The sequence below is a fragment of the Bordetella tumbae genome (genome assembly GCF_965139195.1).
GTDB classification, from domain to species: domain Bacteria; phylum Pseudomonadota; class Gammaproteobacteria; order Burkholderiales; family Burkholderiaceae_B; genus Bordetella_A; species Bordetella_A tumbae.
On the sequence record NZ_CBCSJH010000003.1, the window covers coordinates 230,679 to 248,738 of the forward strand.

Below are 18,060 nucleotides of genomic sequence, written 5' to 3' on the forward strand. Positions count from 1 at the left end.
TATTTACGATGTCATCCTCACCACAAAAAAAGCGCTCTCCTCTGATATGGGTCGCCGTTCTGGCGTCTGCTGTGCTGGCCGTAGCCGGCCTGGCCACGTTCTGGTGGGCCTCGACGGCGAAACGCCCCGCGACGCAGGCTGATGCCAACGCCGTCAAGGTCACCATCCGTGATGATGTTTGCGAGCCGAACGATATTACGGTGCCGGCCGGACGGACCACGTTCGTGATTACGAATGCTTCCAAGCGGATCCTGGAGTGGGAAATCCTGGACGGCGTCATGGTGGTCGAGGAGCGCGAGAACATCGCGCCTGGTTTCTCGCAAACCATGAAGGTGAAGTTGCAGCCGGGCAAATTCGAGATCACCTGCGGTCTGCTGAGCAATCCGCGCGGCACGCTGACGGTGACGCCGTCGGCCGCTTCTGATGCCGAAGCTGCGAAGCCGTCCTTGGTCGCCTATATAGGCCCGCTGGCTGAGTACCGTGTGACGCTGTTGACCCAGGCCGCCGCCTTGCAAAAGGCGCTGAAAGCACTGGACGCAGCCGTCAAGGCAGGCAATCTGGACCAGGCTCGCCAAGCGTACCTGCAGGCTCATCAGGCCTATGCACGGCTAGAGCCTATGTCGGATCTGTTCTCCGATCTGGACGCGCGCCTGAACGTACGTCCGGAATATCTGGAAAAGCGTGAGGACGACAGCGCTTTTGTGGGGCTGTTCCGTTTGGAGCGTGAGTTGTATCGCGCAAACAAACTTGATCAAGCGCAACCCGTCGTGGATGGCTTGATTGCAGATGCAGACACGTTGCGTGAACGTGTGCGCGCGCTGAACATCGAGCCGCCGCGTCTGGCCATCGGTGCGTCGCGTTTGATGCAGCGTTCGGCTGACCGATTTGCCAACGATGCGCAATCGTTGCCGGCAGCGGTTGCCGTCAATTATCTGCAGGGCAGTATCGCCGGCGCCAAGGGGATCGCACAGTTGCTGGCCCCGCTGGTGACCAAGGCGGACGCAGCGTTGCAAGAGCAAGTCGATAGCGCGTTTGCCGCAGTCGAGTCGCAGCTGAGCGCTTATCAGCAAAAGCAGGACGACAGTACCAGAGAGGCATTGACCCAGGCGCTGAGGCACGCTGCCGCGACGCTGGAGCAGATCAACGCCAAGCTCGGACTGGACTAACTTTATTTGTACAGGTTTTCATCATGTCAGGCAGTCATTCAGATTCCCGCGGGCCGTCGGGTTCGCTATCGCGCCGTCATTGGCTAAAGGGCGCAGCGTCCCTGGCAGGCCTTGGCGCATTGCCCGTCCATGCGCAAACGCCGCCTGCCGACAGCCAGGTCACTGATGCGCCGCACAGCTTGCGTACAGATGAGCATGTCAGTTGCTGGGGAGAACACCAAGCCGGCATCGTGACGCCACGGCCATCAGCGGGGATGTTGGCATCATTTGATGTCATCGCTACCGACCGCAAGGAACTGGAACGTCTGCTGCGTGGACTTTCTGAACGCATTGCGTTTTTGACGCAAGGTGGCGACGTGCCCAAGCTGGATCCTCGCTTGCCGCCCGCGGACTCCGGGATCATGGGGCCACATGTACAGCCGGACGGCTTGACGGTTACCGTGTCTGTCGGCGAATCGTTGTTTGATGACCGCTTTGGTTTGCAGGATCGCAAGCCGCGGCATCTGCAACGCATGAGCGCGCATTCGAACGATGCACTGGATGCTGCGTTGTGTCATGGCGATCTATCGATTCAGTTTTGCTCGAATACGCCCGATACCAATATTCATGCACTGCGAGACATCATCAAGCAGTTCCCGGATTTGTTGATCCTGCTCTGGAAGCAAGAAGGCACCGTGCCGCCCGTGCCGGAAAAACCCGGCGTTCCGGCGGAAAGCGCCAGGAATTTCCTGGGTTTCCGTGATGGGTCGGCCAATCCCAATGCCAATGACAATGCGGCGATGAGCCAGATCGTGTGGGTGGGGCCGGATGACGAGGGCGAACCGGCCTGGGCGCATGGTGGCAGTTATCAGGCGGTACGGATTATTCGGAACTTCGTCGAGCGTTGGGACCGCACACCGCTACAGGAACAAGAAGCCATCTTCGGCCGTCAGCGCGACAGCGGTGCGCCACTGGATGGCGGCAAGACCGAGCACGACGTCCCCGATTTCACCAAGGATCCAGAAGGCAAGAAAACGCCGCTGGATTCACATATCCGCTTAGCCAATCCCCGCACTAAAGGGTCTGAGAAAAATTTGATTCTGCGCCGTCCCTTCAATTACTCGAATGGCGTGACCAAGTCGGGCCAGCTCGAGATGGGGCTGCTTTTCATCTGTTATCAGTCCAACCTGGAAAAAGGCTTTATCACTGTTCAGAAACGACTGGATGGAGAGCCGTTAGAGGAATACATCAAGCCGATTGGCGGTGGGTTTTTCTACACGCTTCCAGGGATGCGCGACAAACAGGATTGGCTCGGACGCACGCTTCTGAGCGCTGCCTAGTTCGTCGTTGGCCATTGTTTACATCACACAAGGAGATCTCATGCCGTTTTCCCGCAACCGTCTGCTCGCCGCAGCGATTTTTGCCGGCGCGATGACGATGCAAGCCCATGCTGCCGTGGCGCCGCTGGAATTGGTCGGGCCGGTAGCCGAGTACAAGCTTTACGTGAACGAAAACATCGACAAATTTGTCGAGGACGTTCGCAAGTTCACCGATGCCGTCAAAGCCGGCAAGATCGACGAGGCCCGTGCGCTATTTGCGCCTACGCGGATGAGCTACGAGCGTATCGAGCCGGTGGCAGAGCTGTTCAGCGATTTGGATGCGTCGATCGACTCACGTGCCGATGACCATGAGAGAGCCGAGAAGGACCCAGGCTTCATCGGTTTTCACCGCATCGAATATGCACTGTGGGAAGAAAAGAACACCGACAAGGTTCGCGACGTAGCGGACAAGTTGATGGCTGATGTCCTGGAGCTGCAAAAGCGCTTGTCGCAGTTGACCTTCCCGCCGGAGAAAGTCGTGGGCGGTGCTGCCGTGCTGATGGAAGAGGTCGCCGCCACCAAGATCTCGGGCGAAGAAGACCGCTATAGCCACACTGATCTGTGGGACTTTCAGGCCAACTTCGAAGGGTCGTATCACATCTTTGAATTGCTGCGCCCCTTGGTAGAGCGCGAAGACAAAGCCTTTGTCGAGAAGACCGACGGCAACTTCAAGACCGTATTTGATACGCTGGCCAAGTACAAGACAGCCGAAGGTGGTTTTCAGTCGTATGAGAAGCTGACCGACCGCGATCGAAAGGTCCTCGCCGGCCGCGTCAATACGTTGGCAGAGGATCTTTCGCAAATGCGTGGGATGCTGGGCCTGGATTGAGGCGATAGACCGCAGTGCTTGCAAGGGGTGGTGTTGCCTCGGCAGATTGATGCCGAGGCAGTACCACCTTATTTCCTTGCAGCCACGGCCTTTTCAACACGGCTGACCAGCAGATCTATGTCTTTCAGATCAGCCGCCGTTAACACCGGACCCGGTGCACGCATCGTGGCAGAGCGTATCGCGCCGCGGCGCTTGAGCACTTCTTTGCGCACGGCTACGCCCCATTGCGATTGGTTTTCAAAGTTCAACAGGGGCAGGTAGGTGTCAAAGAGGTCATGCGCTTCTTGGACCTTTCCCGCGCTATACAGCTTGTGCACGCCAGACAGCATTTCTGGATAAGAGAACCCGGCCATCGGCCCTTCAATACCGTGCGCTAGTTCTTGCAGCAGGAATACGCCGTTGTTGCCGGTCAGGATCGGTACATGGCGGGGCAGGGCGGCACGCATGCGGGTGATCTTGGCTGCGCTCGGGATGTCTTCTTCCTTGATCGCCTGGATTTGTGGATGGCGTTCAACGAGGCGGGCAATGGTCGGCACAGATAGCCAGACCCCCGTGGAAAAAGGAAAGTCCTGCAGCACCGTCGGTACATCGCCGATGCGCGAGAACACGGCGTTGAAATAGCTGAAAATATCTTCTTCGGTCTTCAGCCCCGTTGCTGGTGCGATCATCACGCCATAGGCACCTGCCTCCACAACGTCTTTAGTCAGCGTCGCCAATTGTGCAACGCTGGGATTGCTGACGCCCGCGATCACGGGTTTGCCCTGCGCGCGTGTCACGTAGCGGCGTACGGTCGCGAGCGATTCTTCCATCGACAGCTTGGCCGCCTCGCCCGCGACACCGAGTACGGTGAGTCCCGCGGCACCATGCTTGATATAGAAATCGCATAGCGTGTCGACGCTCTCGAGATCCAGGGAGCCATCATCGGTGAATGGGGTTTGCGCGACGACAAATAGGCCGCTGAACGTTTGAGACATCGTGGGTTCCTGTATTGCTGGCTTGGTGAGTTTGAATGTTAGCGCTAATATTAGCGCTAACATTTGTCGGAATGATGTTAGGGTTATCCCTCGGTGATTCGCCGTGACTCATTCTGCAACCGTGCTATCTTCCCGCCATGAGTCAGCCTCCGACATTCTCCGATCCGGATATCCTGGCGCCACCTCGACGCACTCGACGTGGCGCCGGGCGTGCCACGTTGGCCGATGTCGCTCGAGTTGCGGGCGTGTCCGCTCAGACCGTCTCGCGCGTCCTCAACAGTCCTGAATCGGTGCCGCCTGCAACACTGGAGCATGTGCGCGCTGCTATTGCTCAGGTGCGATATGTGCCGAATCGGCTGGCAGGCAGCTTGGCCTCTGGACGCAGCAAGTTGGTCGCTGCTCTTGTGCCCACCATTGCGTCGCCCGTGTTCCAGGAAACGATACATGCGTTGACGCAAGCGCTGGCCGCCAAGGGCTATCAGTTGATGCTGGGCGAGAGCGGCTTTGATGATGCCGATGAAATTGAACTGTTGGAGAACCTGATCAGCCGCGGTCCTGACGGCATTGTGTTGACGCGTGTCGTGCAATCTGAATTGGCTAGACAACGGCTCGCCTCGTCGGGGATTCCGGTGGTCGAGACGTGGGATCTGACGGATACGCCGGTCGACATGCTGATCGGGTTTTCGCATGAGACTGTCGGTGCGGCCGTCGCCGATTTGCTGATCGATCGGGGCAGCAAGGCACCCGCGTTGATTTCGGGTAATGACCCTAGAGCGCGTCGGCGCCGAGCAGGATTCGTGAATCGCTTGATCGCACGAGGGGCTATTCGTGTCGAGGCTGATCTGCCCGTGGTTGAGATCGCGGCACCTGCGCATTTTGGCGATGGGCGCCGCGCATTTGTCGACTTGCTGGCAAAAGGGGGCGATATAGATGGGCTTTGGTGCAGCACGGATGCGCTAGCGCTGGGGGCGCTGATTGAAGCCAAGGAGCGAAATATTGTTGTGCCCGACCGCTTGGCGGTGGTGGGGTTCGGGGACCAAGTGACTTCGCCTTATACGAGTCCAGCGCTCACGACCGTGCGTATCGATGGCAGAAGAATGGGCCAGCTCGCCGCACAGCTTATTCTGGAACGGGCGGCGGGGGAGTCGGCTTCAGCTCGCGTTCACGATATTGGGTTCGAGATGGCGAGGCGGGCGAGTGCGTGAGCGAGCGGTCTTCAGCGGCGGACCTCCATCGCCGTCCGCAAGCCATCGCTGAGTATGTTGAAACAGAGGCTGGTGACACAAATACACAGCCCAGGCAGCAGGGTGATGACAGGTTGAGTGTAAATCGCCGATCGTAGCGTATTTAACATCAAGCCCCATTCCGCTTCGGGCGGACGAGTCCCTAGTCCCAGAAAGGACAGGCCCGACGCCAGAATCATGGCGACGCTGATCAGGCTTGTGGCATAGGTGAAGATGGGACCCGTGACGTTCGGCAGCACATGTACGCGCATGATGGTGAACGCGCTGGCTCCGCTGGCGCGCGCGGCCTCGATATAGTCATTGTTTCGCACGGCGGTCGTGGTGGTTTCCGCCACTCGTATGATTTGCGGGATGAACACGAGCGTCAACGACAGCATGGCATTGAACAGGCCAGGGCCCAGCGCGCCACTGATTGCCACTGCCAGAAGGACCGACGGAAAGGCATAGAACACATCGGTGGTGCGCATGATGGCCATGTTGACCCAGCCGCCTGCGTAGCCGGCCAGAATTCCGAGCGCGGAGCCGATCATGCAGGCTAGTAGCACAGGCGTAATGCCCAGAAACCAGGATAGTTGTCCGCCATAGAGCAGGCGGGTCAGCATGTCACGGCCCAATTCATCCGTGCCAAGCAGATGGCCAGGTGTTCCGATGGGTTTCAACCGCTGAGCCATACTGCCCTGAAAAGGATCGTGCGGCGCGATCAAGGGGGCGAATATGATTGCCAGCAAGATCAAAAGCAGTACGCCGCCGCATAGCATCGATATAGGATCGCGCCGCAGGCGTTTGGCCACGCCCCGCCAATAGCTCTGCCCGCGCACGACGGCGAGTGCCGGGGCGGACGCGATGGGGGGCGAGGGGGAAATCTCGAGTGTGCTCATGCGCGTCGAATCCTCGGGTCGAGTGTGGTCTGAATGATGTCTACGGCGAGATTGAGGGCTACGAATACCAGCGCCAGGATCAGTATGGTTCCCTGCAGGACGGGAATGTCGCGTTGGAAGATGGCGCGGTTAAGCAGAAATCCTGTCCCTGGCCACGAGAATACGGTTTCGACCAGAATCGAGCCGCCCATCAAATAACCCAGCTGCAACGCCATGATGGCGGCGACTGCGGGCGCGGCATTTTTGAGAACGTGTATGGCAATGCGTCCACGGCGCAGACCTTTGCCGCGCAGTGTCGTGGTGAAGTCTTGCGACAATACGTCGACCACGACACCTCGTACTGTGCGGGTGACAATACCCATGGGTATGATCGCCAATGTCAGTGCGGGCAGAACCATGAATTTCAAATGTGCCCAGTCCCATACCCAGTTTTGTGAGCCTGCTCCGCCCGCTCCCATCGACGGCAGCCACATCAGCTTCACGCTGAAGATCACCACTAACAGCATTCCCAGCCAATAGTGCGGCACGGATACGCCGGTAGCAGCCACGGCGGACAAGGCTTTGTCCAGCCAGGTGCCGCGCCAGACCGCGCATATCGTACCCAATAGGGTGCCTAGCGCAAATCCTATCAATGCCGCCACCAGTGACAGGCGCAACGTATTGATGAAAGCCTTGAATAGATCGACGGATACAGGGCGCCCATTGGCCAGCGATGTGCCGAGATCGCCTTGGACGACTCGCGACAGCCACAAACCGAATTGCACGGGTAACGGGCGATCCAGTCCGTATTCTTCGCGAATCTGATCGACGACCTCTTGCGGCGCGTCTGGCGAGACAATGGCATTGACGGGATCGCCAGGAGCAATGTGAGCAAGCATGAAGCACACCAATCCCACGGTGACGGCAATGGGAATGGCGTAAGCAACGCGTCGGATGATGTATAGCAGCATGAGTGGCCTCAGTGTGTGCTGACGTGTACGCAGCGTGCCATGTGACCGGGCGCGGGTACTTGCATATCCGGGACAGCGATGTGGCAAGTGTCCACGGCCTGACTGCAGCGGGGCGCAAAAGAGCAGCCTGGCGGCAGTGCGTGTAGCGGAGGTGGGGCGCCGGGGATGACGGTCAGACGCTGGCCTCGTAATCCAGGGTGTACCGTGGCTCCCATTAAGCCTTGCGTATAGGGATGTAGAGGGGTGCTCATGACTTGCTTGACGTCGCCCTGCTCGACAATACGGCCCGCATACATCACGGCAATACGGCGCGATATCTCGCTGGCGACGCCCAGATCGTGCGTGACGAAGATGATTGCCATCCCCAGTTCCTCCTGCAGTTTGCGCAGCAATAGCAAGATTTGGATTTGCACGGTGGCATCCAATGCCGTAGTGGGTTCATCCGCCAGGAGCAGTTTGGGCCGGCAGGCCAGTGCCATGGCGATCATGGCTCGCTGGCGCAGACCTCCAGACAGCTCGTGAGGATAGGCATCGAGGCGGCGAGCCGCGGATGGTATTTGCACCAGTTCCAGCAACTCCAGGGCGCGTGCGCGTGCCGTGCGCCAGGAGACCGCCTGATGCCGTACTACGCTTTCCGCGATCTGATCGCCGACCGTGAATACGGGATCAAACGCACTCATGGGTTCTTGAAAAATCATGGCTACCGATCCGCCGCGCAGGTTATTCATGCGCGCTTCGTCGGCGGCAATGATGTCGTGTCCATTCAGGAGCAAGGTGCCGCTCATGCGAGTGCTGCGGGCGGGGTTCAGCCGCATCAGCGCGCGCAGCGTGACGGATTTTCCCGAACCGGACTCGCCCAGGATGCACAGTGTGTCGCCGGCGTTCAGATCAAAGCTGATGCCATTGACTGCATTGGTGACGCCGTCTGGCGTGTGAAAAGCGATTTGTAGGTCGCGTGCCTGTACTAGCGGTTCGTTCATGCTGCTTTCGCACTCAGTAAACGGCTGGACATGCCGTCATTGTTGGCCGGATCCACTCGCAGGCACGCAACCTGATGCAATGGCGTGCCGACATTGACGAGCGGCGGCACGTGTTCGGCGCACATGGGTTGGGCGTTGACGCAACGCGTGCGAAAACGGCAGCCGGAAGGCGGGTTGATAGGATTGGGAGGATCGCCCGTCAGTGGCGGCGCAGTGCGGCGGCGGTCGGGGTCCATGGACGGACGGCTTGACAGCAGCGCCGACGTATAAGGATGGGCGGGATGGTTATAGATGGAGTCCACCGGCCCGATTTCCGCCAGTTTGCCCAGATACATCACCAGAACCCGGTCGGCGAGGTACTGTACGACGTTCAAATCATGACTGATGAACATATAGGTCAACCCAAATTGGGCCTTCAAGCCGACCAGCAGGTTCAATACCTGGGCCTCTACGGATTTGTCCAAGGCGGATACAGGTTCGTCCAGAATGATCAGCCGTGGCCGCAGCGCGAGCGCGCGTGCGATGTTCACGCGTTGCCGTTGTCCTCCTGATAGCTCATGGGGGAATCGACGTGCGTACAGTGCTGGCTCCAGGCCAACCGCGTGCAGGAGTTCGTGTGCGCGTTCAATTGCGGGGCGACGGCGCATGCCGTGCACTTGCGGCGCGAAAGCAATGGAGTCTTCGATGGTTAGCCTGGGATTCAACGAGGCGTAGCTATCTTGGAAAACCATCTGGACTTGGCGGCGATATTCCTTGAGTGACAGCCCGCCGCCCGGGCCAATCGTTTGTCCATCGAAAACGAGTTCACCTGCAGTCGGGTTCATGAGCGACATGATCAGCCGTGACGTCGTGGATTTGCCGCAACCCGACTCGCCTACGATGCCTAGGGTCTCGTTCTTGAGCACATCAAAACTGATGTCGTCCACGGCTCGTACGACCTGCCTTTGTGCACCACGTATCCCATGCAGAGGAAAGTGTTTGACTAGTCCGCGGACCGACAACAAGGGTTGCGCGGGTCCGCCGACATCGGGCAGGGCTTCCAAAGCACCGTCGGTTTTAGGTTTCGCGGTGACTGGCGTGGCATACGTCATGATTTCCCTATTTTTAAAAAATAAGTACGTACATATATTACGTCGCAGCGCAGCAAGTGTTGAGTTTATTTTGTCAGAGTAAACCCTTGATATGGTTATTTTCCCTGTATTGGTGCGGAAAATCCCTATGTTCGTGCGATCGGCACCATGTATGTGCAACGCACAAAAAAATAATATTTTTATTGTAAATAAGTACGGACACATTTTATGATGACTGCACATTAACTCGGGTAAATCGAGTCGCCGCCCGATCCTCTTCTGCCTTGTCTTTAGCCAGGAATCTTCCGCATGTCGATCAATCTACGCCGACGTCAAGTCATGGGTGGCATGGCCGCCACCGCGTTCGCTGTCACGTTTCTGCGCGGCGAACTGGCCCGCGCACAGACTCCATCTGGCACATTGCGTGTCGGGATGACAGTGGGGGCCGTGCCTAACTCCAACGGAGCTCCTGATCAAGGCGGCGAGGGCCTGCGTTTCATGGGGCTGACGCTGTATGACCAACTGGTGTCATGGGATTTGTCCAGTGCCGACAGACCTGCCGTGCTGCGTCCTTGCTTGGCCTCCTCGTGGCGCAATGATCCGGAAAATCGCAAGCGGTGGCTGTTCGAAATCCGCCAAGGCGTCAAATTTCACGACGGTCATGAGCTGACAGCCGATGATGTGGTGTTCAGTTTTGATCGCACGTTCAAGCGTGATGCACCATGGTTCGATCAGCGTGCCTTCAGCCAGATGCTGCCGCAGATTCCCAATATTGCTGCGTGGGGGGCTGATGGAAAGTATTCGTTCTGGATTGAGACAGCGGTCGTTGATGGCGCGCTGCCTTACTCATTGACCTGGCTCGGTATCGTGCACAAAGGCGCCTGGGAGGCCGCTGGCAAAGATTGGAACGCCTATATGTCCAAGGCGGTAGGAACGGGTCCTTGGAAACTGGAGACTTTCGAGCCCGCCGAACGCTGCTCGATGACGCGCAACGACGTCTATTGGGACAAGGCGCGCGTCCCGCACTGTCAGCGTCTGGTATTGCTGCCCATCCCTGACGCAAATACCCGCGTGGCGGCTTTACAGTCTGGTCAAGTCGACTTCATTGAAGCTCCCTCGCCTGATATGGTCGGCATGTTGAAAGCCAATGGCTTTCAGGTCGTGACCAATATCTATCCACACAATTGGATGTGGTTCCTGTCGCAGACCCCTGATTCTCCGTGGCGTGACGAGCGCGTGCGCAAGGCCGCCAATCTGGCGATTGACCGGGCCGGCTTGAAAGCATTGCTGGGTGGCCTGATGCTGGAGGGGGCAGGGATCGTTCCTCCCCGCCATCCTTGGTATGGACAGCCCACATTCAAATTGGAATACAACCCCGAGCAGGCGCGCAAGCTGCTGGCCGAAGCGGGATACGGGCCCGACAAACCGTTGCGTACCAAGGTCGCCATTTCCAGCAGTGGCTCAGGCCAGATGCAGCCATTGCCCATGAACGAGTTCATCCAGCAGAATCTACGCGAGGTGGGAATCGAGGTGCAGTTCGAGGTCTTCGAATGGCAAGCCTTGATCGAGGCCTGGAAGGCGGGCGCGGGCTCTCCGACGAGCCGTGGCTGCACGGCACTGAATATTTCGCAAGGGCCTTTCGATCCGTTCCGTGCTTTCGCCCGTATTCTGCAGACCAACATGGCCGCGCCCGCCGGTGTGAATTGGAGCCGATTCAGCGACCCCGAACTCGACAAGCAATTTACTGCGGCTCAACAAGAGACCGATCTCACCAAGCAGGATGCGTTGCTTGCCAGTATCCATGGGCAAGTTGTGGACCGGGCGCTTTTCCTGTTTGCCGCGCATGACTTGAACCCGCGCGCGCTCGCGCCGAATGTCCAGGGGTTCGTCCAGGCGCAGTCCTGGTTCCAGGATCTTTCTCCCATTTCCATTGCCTGATTGGATGCAGACATGACGACGCTTGTTTCTCGTACTGAAGATTGTCTGGCTGCTATTGAGCAGCAGAACGGCGCACTCAAGGCGATCATCTCGATAAATCCCGTCGCCGTGGATGAGGCCCAAAAAGCCGAAGCAGCAGCGGCGCGTGGGCACGGCCCCTCCGTCGGGCTTGTGGTCAGCCTCAAAGACAACATCGACACGGCAGGTTTGCTTACTACGATGGGTTCTGCATTCTATGCGGACCATGTACCCACCGTTGATGCGCCTGTGACGACACGCCTGCGTGAGGCGGGTTGCGTGATGGTGGGCAAAGCGAATCTGCACGAGTTTGCCTTTGGCGGCACGACGCAGAATCCGCATCATGGACTGGCTCGCAATCCTTGGCATCCAGAGGCGATTCCAGGCGGTTCCAGTGGTGGATCGGGATCATCCGTCGCGGCGGGTATGTGCGAGGTATCGCTAGGGACCGATACGGGCGGCTCTATCCGTATTCCTGCCGCGCTCAACGGTGTCGCGGGACTGCGGCCGACGCACGGGGCGGTTCCCAACACAGGTTGTTATCCGGTCAGTGCAGCCTATGACACGATTGGCCCGCTGGCGCGGACGGTAGCGGATGTGGCGCGTGTTCACGAGATCATTGCTGGCCATGATGCCGGGGATGACTGCTGCTTGCCGCATGCCGTTGAAAGTTGGACCAATCTCTATCTCCGTGGTGTTTCTGGCCTGCGGATCGGTGTGCCTGAGTCCTGGTGTTTTGCCGATATTGATCCGGATGTTCTGCGTTTGGTGCGAAGCGCGGTCGACGTGCTGCGCGACCTAGGCGCCTCGATTCGAACCATTGAACTGCCCGAGGCGCCGCAAGCACAGGCCGCCTTGATGCCCATGGTGCATGCCGATGCCGCGGCAGTGCATGAGGCGCGCTTACGCGACGCGCCGGAACGCTTCGGTCCGGACGTGCTGGAACGACTGCGTCAAGGCGAGGCGGTTACCAGCCAGCAGTATGCGCACCATATGCGGTTCAAAGAGCGTTGGTTGCGCCGTATCGACCAAACCTTTCAGGAAGTCGACGTCATTTTGACGCCGACGTGTCCAGTCACTGCGCCACTGGCCAGCAATTCCGTGCGCATGATCGAAACTACACGAGGCATTTCCCGCTTTACCTATGCGTGGTCCTTGGCGGGGACGCCGGCACTCTCCGTGCCGGTAGGCTTTGCGTCAAATGGTCTGCCGGCGGCGATGCAACTGATTGGGCCACGTTGGCATGATGCTCGTGTGCTGGCTCTTGGAGCACGTTACCAGGAGGCCACCGATCATCATATGCGCCGCCCTGGCGCAGTGGTGGCCAACCGTTGAGGTGTTGTTGTCGTGAGCATTCTGTCTGAGACGGACCCCATTGCCTCGGAACGCTACGGATGGCGGGTTCTGTCGGTCACTACACTGGGAGTGATGCTGTGCTTTATCAATGCGAGCACCTTGAATGTTGCTTTGCCCCGGGTCGCCGATGACTTGAACGCGTCGGCGACGCAGGCAAGTTGGATTCTGCTCAGCTATATGCTGCTGACCACCGTGTTGATCCTGGTCTTCGGCCGTCTTGCTGATTTGTTTGGGCGTAAACGCCTCTACATGGCGGGTTTGGGGACGTTAGTACTGGGGAGCGCAGGTTGTGGGTGGGCGCAAAGCGCCGAAATGCTGCTGGTGTTCCGGTGTGTACAGGCTGTGGGCGCGGCCGCCGTCATCACGAATACCACCGCGCTCTTGGCTGACGCATTTCCGGTGCGGCGCCTGGCACTGGGGCTGGGCATCAACGCCACCATATCGGCCGCGGCGCAGAGTATGGGGCCTGTCATCGGCGGTTTGATTGTCAACTCTCTGGGGTGGCGGGCCATTTTCCTGCTCAATCTTCCGTTGGGCCTCGTGGCCCTCGCGTGGGCATGGCGAACGCTGCGTCATGTCTCCTTTTCAAGCAGCGAGCGCTTTGACTCCGTGGGGGCGGCGCTGTCCATGATAGGAATGGCAGGCCTGGTATACGCGATATCGATGGGAGGGCCCAACGGCTGGTCCGATCCGCATGTGTTGGCGGCGGCGGCGGTGGGAGTCTTGGGGATGGTTGCCTTTGTCATCAGCCAGCGCCGTAACGAGGATCCGTTAGTGGATCTGAGCCTGCTCGCAGAGTCGACCCGCAGCGTGGCCTACGTCTGCGTCATGCTGATCTCCATGGCGCATGTTTCCACCATTCTGTTGGTGTCTTTGTTTTTGCAGGCTGTGCACGGTTTTGACGCAATGTCTGCCGGGTTGGCCGTCGCACCGACACCCATAGGAATGATGTTGGCGTCGCCTGTTGCCGGGCGATTGATAGGGAGACATTCGAACTTCTCTCTATGTTTGTGGGGGCTGGGATTTACCGCCACGGGACTGTTGATGTTGTTTCTCGTGATTGGCTGGACAGAACCCTATGCATGGATTGCTCCCGCCTTGCTATGTGTGGGGATAGGAAACGGTTTGTTCTTGACGCCAAACAATAGCGGCATCATACAAAGCGTGCGGCCGGCTCGGCGAGGGATTGCCAATGGTATGCGCTCTGCATTGCAGAACACCGGATATGTGGTTGGCACGGCACTGGCGTTGAGCATCGCCACCGCGCCGCTGTCGCGCGCCAGTCAAAAGGCCGCCTATGCAGGACGGCTGTCCATGGTCTCTCAGAGCGAGGTCCATGCGTTTACCAGCGGCTGCCGCATGGCGATCGCTGTGCTTTTTTTCTTGTGCGCAACCGCGATTGCGCTGCTGTTGTGGACGCGTCAGCGCACACGCGCGACGCTTTGAATGTCTTTCGATCTATAGAAACTGACTTAAGGAACCTTGATGAGCACCTATCGCGAAAGTACCGAAGTACAGTTGGCCCGGGCAGAGCAGCTCAATCCCTCGCTCTGCATTATGACGCGCATGATGCCGGATTCGGCAAGAGCCGATGCGGATCGAGCCGATCGCGCGCAAGCAGCCGGAGAAAGTCTGGGGTTGCTGCATGGGATGACGATCTCCGTAAAAGATAACATCGATACTGCTGGTGTAAACACGACAGCGGGAGCGGCGTTCTTGGCCGATAATGTGCCGACGGCCGATGCCCCTGTTGTTGAGCGATTGCGGCGGGCTGGTGCCGTTATTGTGGGCAAAGCGAATATGGCTGAACTCGCTTTCGGATCCAGATCGTTCAGTGCAACGGGCGGGCAATGTCGCAACCCGTGGAATGTGGATCGCATTCCCGGCGGGTCCAGCGGAGGCTCTGCCGCTGGTGTCGCGGCTGAGTTTTGCACAGGATCGCTTGGGACGGATACCGGAGGGTCTGTGCGACTGCCCGCTTGCTATAACGGTGTATCGGGGTTGCGGCCGACGCACGGCCGTGTGCCGATTCGCGGGGTGGTCCCTGTCAGTGAGCATAACGATACTGTCGGGCCAATTGCCCGGCGTGTGAGTGATGTTGCACGGATCTTCGCGGTGATTGCCGGTTACGATCCACTCGATCCGACGACGGTAGATCATCCCGTAGGGAATTTTTTGCCACATCTGAATGCAGGCATTGCGGGGAGGCGCATCGGTATTCCGCGACAGCACTACTTTGATGGCCTGGAACCGGGCGTCGGAGAGGCAGTGATGGCCGCCGCCAAGCAGTTAGAAGCCTGCGGAGCAACGTTGGTTGATGTGGATGTGCCGTTGGCTTCGCAGGCACATGTGCACCATACCAATATGGTTTTCTCGGATGTGTGCAGCGTGTTCCATGAGCGTTTGACGAAGCAGCCCGAGACCATCACGGCTTCTGTTGTGGAGCGCATGAGTAATGGTTTGCGTGTTACCGGTGTGCAGTATGCAGAGGCAGCTAGCTTTCGACTGGTGTGGCGTCGCACATTGGCGGCGTTGTTTGCCGACGTGGATATACTGCTGTCGCCCACCGCGCCTTGGACGGCGCCGGTAATCGACGATGGCGCCTCATTGCTCGAGGCGACCAAAGCCTCGACACGCAACACCTATGCTGGTGCGCTAGCATCCATTCCGGGTTTATCAGTTCCATGCGGATTGACCGCCGCGGGTATGCCTATTGGCTTGCAACTCGAGGCGGCGTGGTGGAATGAGCCCATGTTATTGCAGGCTGGCGTTGCCTATCAACAGCGTACGGACTTTCATCTGCTGCGCGCGCCGTTATTGCGCTAGCTACGGCACGGGTGCGCCGTGCCGTCCACGGCATTCACAGGGAGGCAGGCGCGCGTCGCAGCTTTATGGAAAATTGAAACTGCGTAACCGGGTAAAGATTGTAGGAAACCTCGATGACCTTGCCATCGGCCAGGCGATAGATGCGTTCTACCTCGATCACGACTGAGCGTTTCTTCAGCTTCAGGGCCTTAGCTACGTGATCAGGGGCCTCGATGCCGCGTATGGTTTGCGTGGCCTCATTGATGTGAATGCCGTAGAGATCCTGGATTAATTCATACATGGCACGCTGCTGCTTGCCTATCAAGCGTGCGGCCTGGGCATAGTCCGAATGCAGATAGACTTCGGTCCAGCAGGGCGGCGCGGTATCGTCTTGTTGATAACGCAGTGCATGAATGCGTACCCATCGGGTGTCACAATCGCTGTCTATGCGCTCAGCCAACGCGTCGTCCAGCGTTACCATTTCGCTGCTCAGAATATCCCAGCGGTGTCCAACATACTGAGAAAGCTCGTCAAACGATCCGCTCTGGTGGACGTAGGTATGGGGGGCTTCGCTCGGTGGTATGACCGTGGTGCCAGAACCGCGTCTCGATGTCACCAAACCCTGTGCACGCAATTCGCGCAATGCTTCGCGCACGGTGTGCCGGCTGATGTTAAAGCGCGCGCAAAGCTCGATTTCCGTAGGTAGCAGGCTGCCTACCGGAAACTCCCCTCGTACGATTTCATTGCGCAGAATAGAAACGACTTTTTTGTAGAGTGGCGCATCGGACGCTGTGGGTTGCCTGTGTTCGGTCAGGTCGACTGCAGGGGTTTTGTCCATATTGCGCAGAAATAAAGAAACCGGGATACGAAGAGCGGTGTTACCGGAAACAAGGTCACCGCAGACTTCAATGAATTATACGGTTGATGGTTTGCGTTGACGGCAATCGATAGCGCTGAACGCATGGCGGCCAGCATGCAGTGGCGTGGCTTTGTCGCTCGATATCGTGTGGCCGTTGAATCGCGGATTGGGACGCGCCGCACGGCAACTCGAGGCGAGTTTGCTACGAGAGTTGGCGACGTTCAATCGGGAATAAAGTGATGGTTCTCTCATGGAGAACAATCCGGATGATTTATTCTTAAATAAGGAATAAAATAAAAACCTGTTCTTGATTTGAGAATAAAAGAGAGCCGGACATGGAACTCGCGGTGACACCTTCTCGCCATTCCCAACTGCGTTCTGCGATCGAAGCTGCGTTGATTCTGGCCGTCGGGATGGGATTTGGACGTTTCGCATTTACTGCCATCTATCCACACATGGTGGAGGAGGGCGTGGTCAGCATGCAAGGCGGCAGTTGGGCGGCTTCGGCCAACTACGCGGGATATCTGCTTGGTGCGGTGCTTGCCGTGCGGATGCGGGCCCACAATGCGCATCGTCTGTGTATCTGGTCCGCCGCCGGTACTGCGATGTGCCTGGCGTTATTAGCCTTTCTCGATTCCACCAGCGCCATCGTTGTGACAAGAGGAATTGCAGGCATATTCAGCGCGCTTTCCATGGTCGCCGCGTCATTGTGGCTGTTAGAGCACAGGGGCCATGGCAAGGGCGCGCCGCTGTTGTATGCGGGGGTAGGCGTTGGCATCGCCTTGTCCTCGGAAATATTGGTATTGGGAGCGCATGCGGGACTCCAGAGCCAGGGCATGTGGCTATTGCTGGGGGTTGTGACATTGGCGCTTGGTTTGGTGGCCGTGCCAGGAATACGTTCGGCCGCTCCTATTTCAACCTCCGATACCGCTCCAGGGACTGACGATGCTGCGACTGTTGCGGCATGGCCTCTGATCTGCATGTACGGTTTGGCAGGGTTGGGGTACATCGTGACGGCGACGTATCTGCCTTTACTGGTCAAAACGGCGTTGCCCACTCTGGACGCTGCGCATGTGTGGGCCGTATTCGGCCTGGGCGCGGCGCCTTCCTGTTTCCTTTGGCACAAACTGCACCAGCGCATCGGTACGAGAGACGCATTGCTTGCCAATCTGGTGCTGCAGGCTATGGGCGTCGCTTTGCCGGCTGTGTCGCAATCTGCCGCCAGCTATCTGCTGAGCGCGCTGCTGGTGGGTGGCACCTTTATGGGAACTGTAACCATAGCCATGCCTGCTGCACAACGTGTCGCCCGCGCGACGGGCAGGAACCTGCTCGCGGCGATGACGCTGGTCTATGGCGTAGGCCAGATACTGGGGCCCGCGTTGGCTGAACGCTTGTATGCGTCTAGCCAGAGTTTTTCCAGCTCGCTTTTCGCGGCAGGGGCGGCCTTGATCGTGGGGGCGTTGCTGTGCTTTCGGCTGTAGCGGTTCTGCAGGGCGGTCATTGCGGGTTAACATACTCCTTGCTCCGGGGTGCACGCCAGTGCTGAGATTCAGACCCGCGAACTTGACCCGGTTTATACCGGCGTAAGAAGAGCATTGACCTTGACAGGGCCGCATGATTGGTCGGCTTGTGCAG

The 18,060-nt window shown here is 58.4% G+C and carries 16 protein-coding genes and 1 riboswitch; of the genes, 9 read left to right on the plus strand and 7 right to left on the minus strand.

Annotation, left to right across the window (positions count from 1 at the left end; all coding sequences use genetic code 11):
- The first annotated feature begins 8 nt into the window (after positions 1 to 8).
- From efeO (ACNA0J_RS06420) to efeO (ACNA0J_RS06430), 3 genes are read left to right on the plus strand one after another with little or no spacing between them, the layout of a single operon-like run.
- Entirely contained in the window at positions 9 to 1,166 is a 1,158-nt protein-coding gene (efeO, locus tag ACNA0J_RS06420) for an iron uptake system protein EfeO (protein ID WP_415817558.1), read from the plus strand.
- Between the two features lie 23 nt (positions 1,167 to 1,189).
- Complete coding sequence (efeB, locus tag ACNA0J_RS06425; protein ID WP_415817560.1) at positions 1,190 to 2,485, plus strand: iron uptake transporter deferrochelatase/peroxidase subunit; 1,296 nt, start codon at positions 1,190 to 1,192, stop codon at positions 2,483 to 2,485.
- A gap of 40 nt (positions 2,486 to 2,525) precedes the next feature.
- Entirely contained in the window at positions 2,526 to 3,353 is an 828-nt protein-coding gene (gene efeO / locus ACNA0J_RS06430; protein WP_415817562.1) for an iron uptake system protein EfeO, read from the plus strand.
- A 68-nt stretch (positions 3,354 to 3,421) separates the two neighbouring features.
- Here efeO (ACNA0J_RS06430) and ACNA0J_RS06435 read toward each other — a convergent pair whose 3' ends face one another.
- Positions 3,422 to 4,327, minus strand: a complete 906-nt coding sequence (locus ACNA0J_RS06435) for a dihydrodipicolinate synthase family protein (RefSeq protein WP_415817564.1) — start codon at positions 4,325 to 4,327, stop codon at positions 3,422 to 3,424.
- A gap of 137 nt (positions 4,328 to 4,464) precedes the next feature.
- Between ACNA0J_RS06435 and ACNA0J_RS06440 the strand changes: the two genes are divergently transcribed.
- Positions 4,465 to 5,532, plus strand: coding sequence for a LacI family DNA-binding transcriptional regulator (locus ACNA0J_RS06440; protein ID WP_415817566.1), 1,068 nt, complete (start codon positions 4,465 to 4,467; stop codon positions 5,530 to 5,532).
- 11 nt (positions 5,533 to 5,543) lie between these two features.
- Here ACNA0J_RS06440 and ACNA0J_RS06445 read toward each other — a convergent pair whose 3' ends face one another.
- From ACNA0J_RS06445 to ACNA0J_RS06460, 4 genes are read right to left on the minus strand one after another with little or no spacing between them, the layout of a single operon-like run.
- Complete coding sequence (locus ACNA0J_RS06445) at positions 5,544 to 6,449, minus strand: ABC transporter permease (protein WP_415817568.1); 906 nt, start codon at positions 6,447 to 6,449, stop codon at positions 5,544 to 5,546.
- Complete coding sequence (locus tag ACNA0J_RS06450) at positions 6,446 to 7,399, minus strand: ABC transporter permease (protein ID WP_415817570.1); 954 nt, start codon at positions 7,397 to 7,399, stop codon at positions 6,446 to 6,448. The genes ACNA0J_RS06445 and ACNA0J_RS06450 overlap by 4 nt, the downstream gene beginning before the upstream one ends.
- Positions 7,400 to 7,407: 8 nt before the next feature.
- On the minus strand, positions 7,408 to 8,379 hold the full coding sequence (locus ACNA0J_RS06455) for an ABC transporter ATP-binding protein (protein WP_415817572.1): 972 nt from the start codon (positions 8,377 to 8,379) through the stop codon (positions 7,408 to 7,410).
- Positions 8,376 to 9,422: an ABC transporter ATP-binding protein gene (locus ACNA0J_RS06460; RefSeq protein WP_415817762.1), complete on the minus strand. Its 1,047-nt coding sequence runs from the start codon at positions 9,420 to 9,422 to the stop codon at positions 8,376 to 8,378. The genes ACNA0J_RS06455 and ACNA0J_RS06460 overlap by 4 nt, the downstream gene beginning before the upstream one ends.
- 336 nt (positions 9,423 to 9,758) lie before the next feature.
- Between ACNA0J_RS06460 and ACNA0J_RS06465 the strand changes: the two genes are divergently transcribed.
- Genes ACNA0J_RS06465 through ACNA0J_RS06480 form a run of 4 tightly spaced genes read left to right on the plus strand, consistent with a single transcriptional unit; the run spans position 9,759 to position 15,587 of the window.
- Positions 9,759 to 11,387, plus strand: coding sequence for an ABC transporter substrate-binding protein (locus ACNA0J_RS06465; protein WP_415817574.1), 1,629 nt, complete (start codon positions 9,759 to 9,761; stop codon positions 11,385 to 11,387).
- Between the two features lie 12 nt (positions 11,388 to 11,399).
- Positions 11,400 to 12,740: an amidase gene (locus tag ACNA0J_RS06470; RefSeq protein WP_415817576.1), complete on the plus strand. Its 1,341-nt coding sequence runs from the start codon at positions 11,400 to 11,402 to the stop codon at positions 12,738 to 12,740.
- Between the two features lie 12 nt (positions 12,741 to 12,752).
- Positions 12,753 to 14,207 carry a DHA2 family efflux MFS transporter permease subunit gene (locus ACNA0J_RS06475; RefSeq protein ID WP_415817578.1) on the plus strand — a complete coding sequence of 485 codons (1,455 nt, stop codon included), beginning with the start codon at positions 12,753 to 12,755 and terminating at the stop codon, positions 14,205 to 14,207.
- Between the two features lie 39 nt (positions 14,208 to 14,246).
- Positions 14,247 to 15,587: an amidase gene (locus ACNA0J_RS06480; protein ID WP_415817580.1), complete on the plus strand. Its 1,341-nt coding sequence runs from the start codon at positions 14,247 to 14,249 to the stop codon at positions 15,585 to 15,587.
- 34 nt (positions 15,588 to 15,621) lie between these two features.
- On the opposite strand, the gene ACNA0J_RS06485 is transcribed toward ACNA0J_RS06480, so the two are convergent.
- Together ACNA0J_RS06485 and ACNA0J_RS06490 are read right to left on the minus strand one after the other, a co-directional pair.
- Positions 15,622 to 16,404: a GntR family transcriptional regulator gene (locus ACNA0J_RS06485; RefSeq protein WP_415817582.1), complete on the minus strand. Its 783-nt coding sequence runs from the start codon at positions 16,402 to 16,404 to the stop codon at positions 15,622 to 15,624.
- 75 nt (positions 16,405 to 16,479) lie between these two features.
- Positions 16,480 to 16,677, minus strand: coding sequence for a hypothetical protein (locus ACNA0J_RS06490; protein WP_415817584.1), 198 nt, complete (start codon positions 16,675 to 16,677; stop codon positions 16,480 to 16,482).
- Positions 16,678 to 16,760: 83 nt separating this feature from the next.
- On the opposite strand from ACNA0J_RS06490, the gene ACNA0J_RS06495 reads away from it, so the two are divergent.
- Positions 16,761 to 17,906, plus strand: a complete 1,146-nt coding sequence (locus tag ACNA0J_RS06495) for a YbfB/YjiJ family MFS transporter (RefSeq protein ID WP_415817586.1) — start codon at positions 16,761 to 16,763, stop codon at positions 17,904 to 17,906.
- Positions 17,907 to 17,940: 34 nt separating this feature from the next.
- Positions 17,941 to 18,032, plus strand: a riboswitch (TPP riboswitch).
- The last annotated feature ends 28 nt before the right edge of the window (positions 18,033 to 18,060 follow it).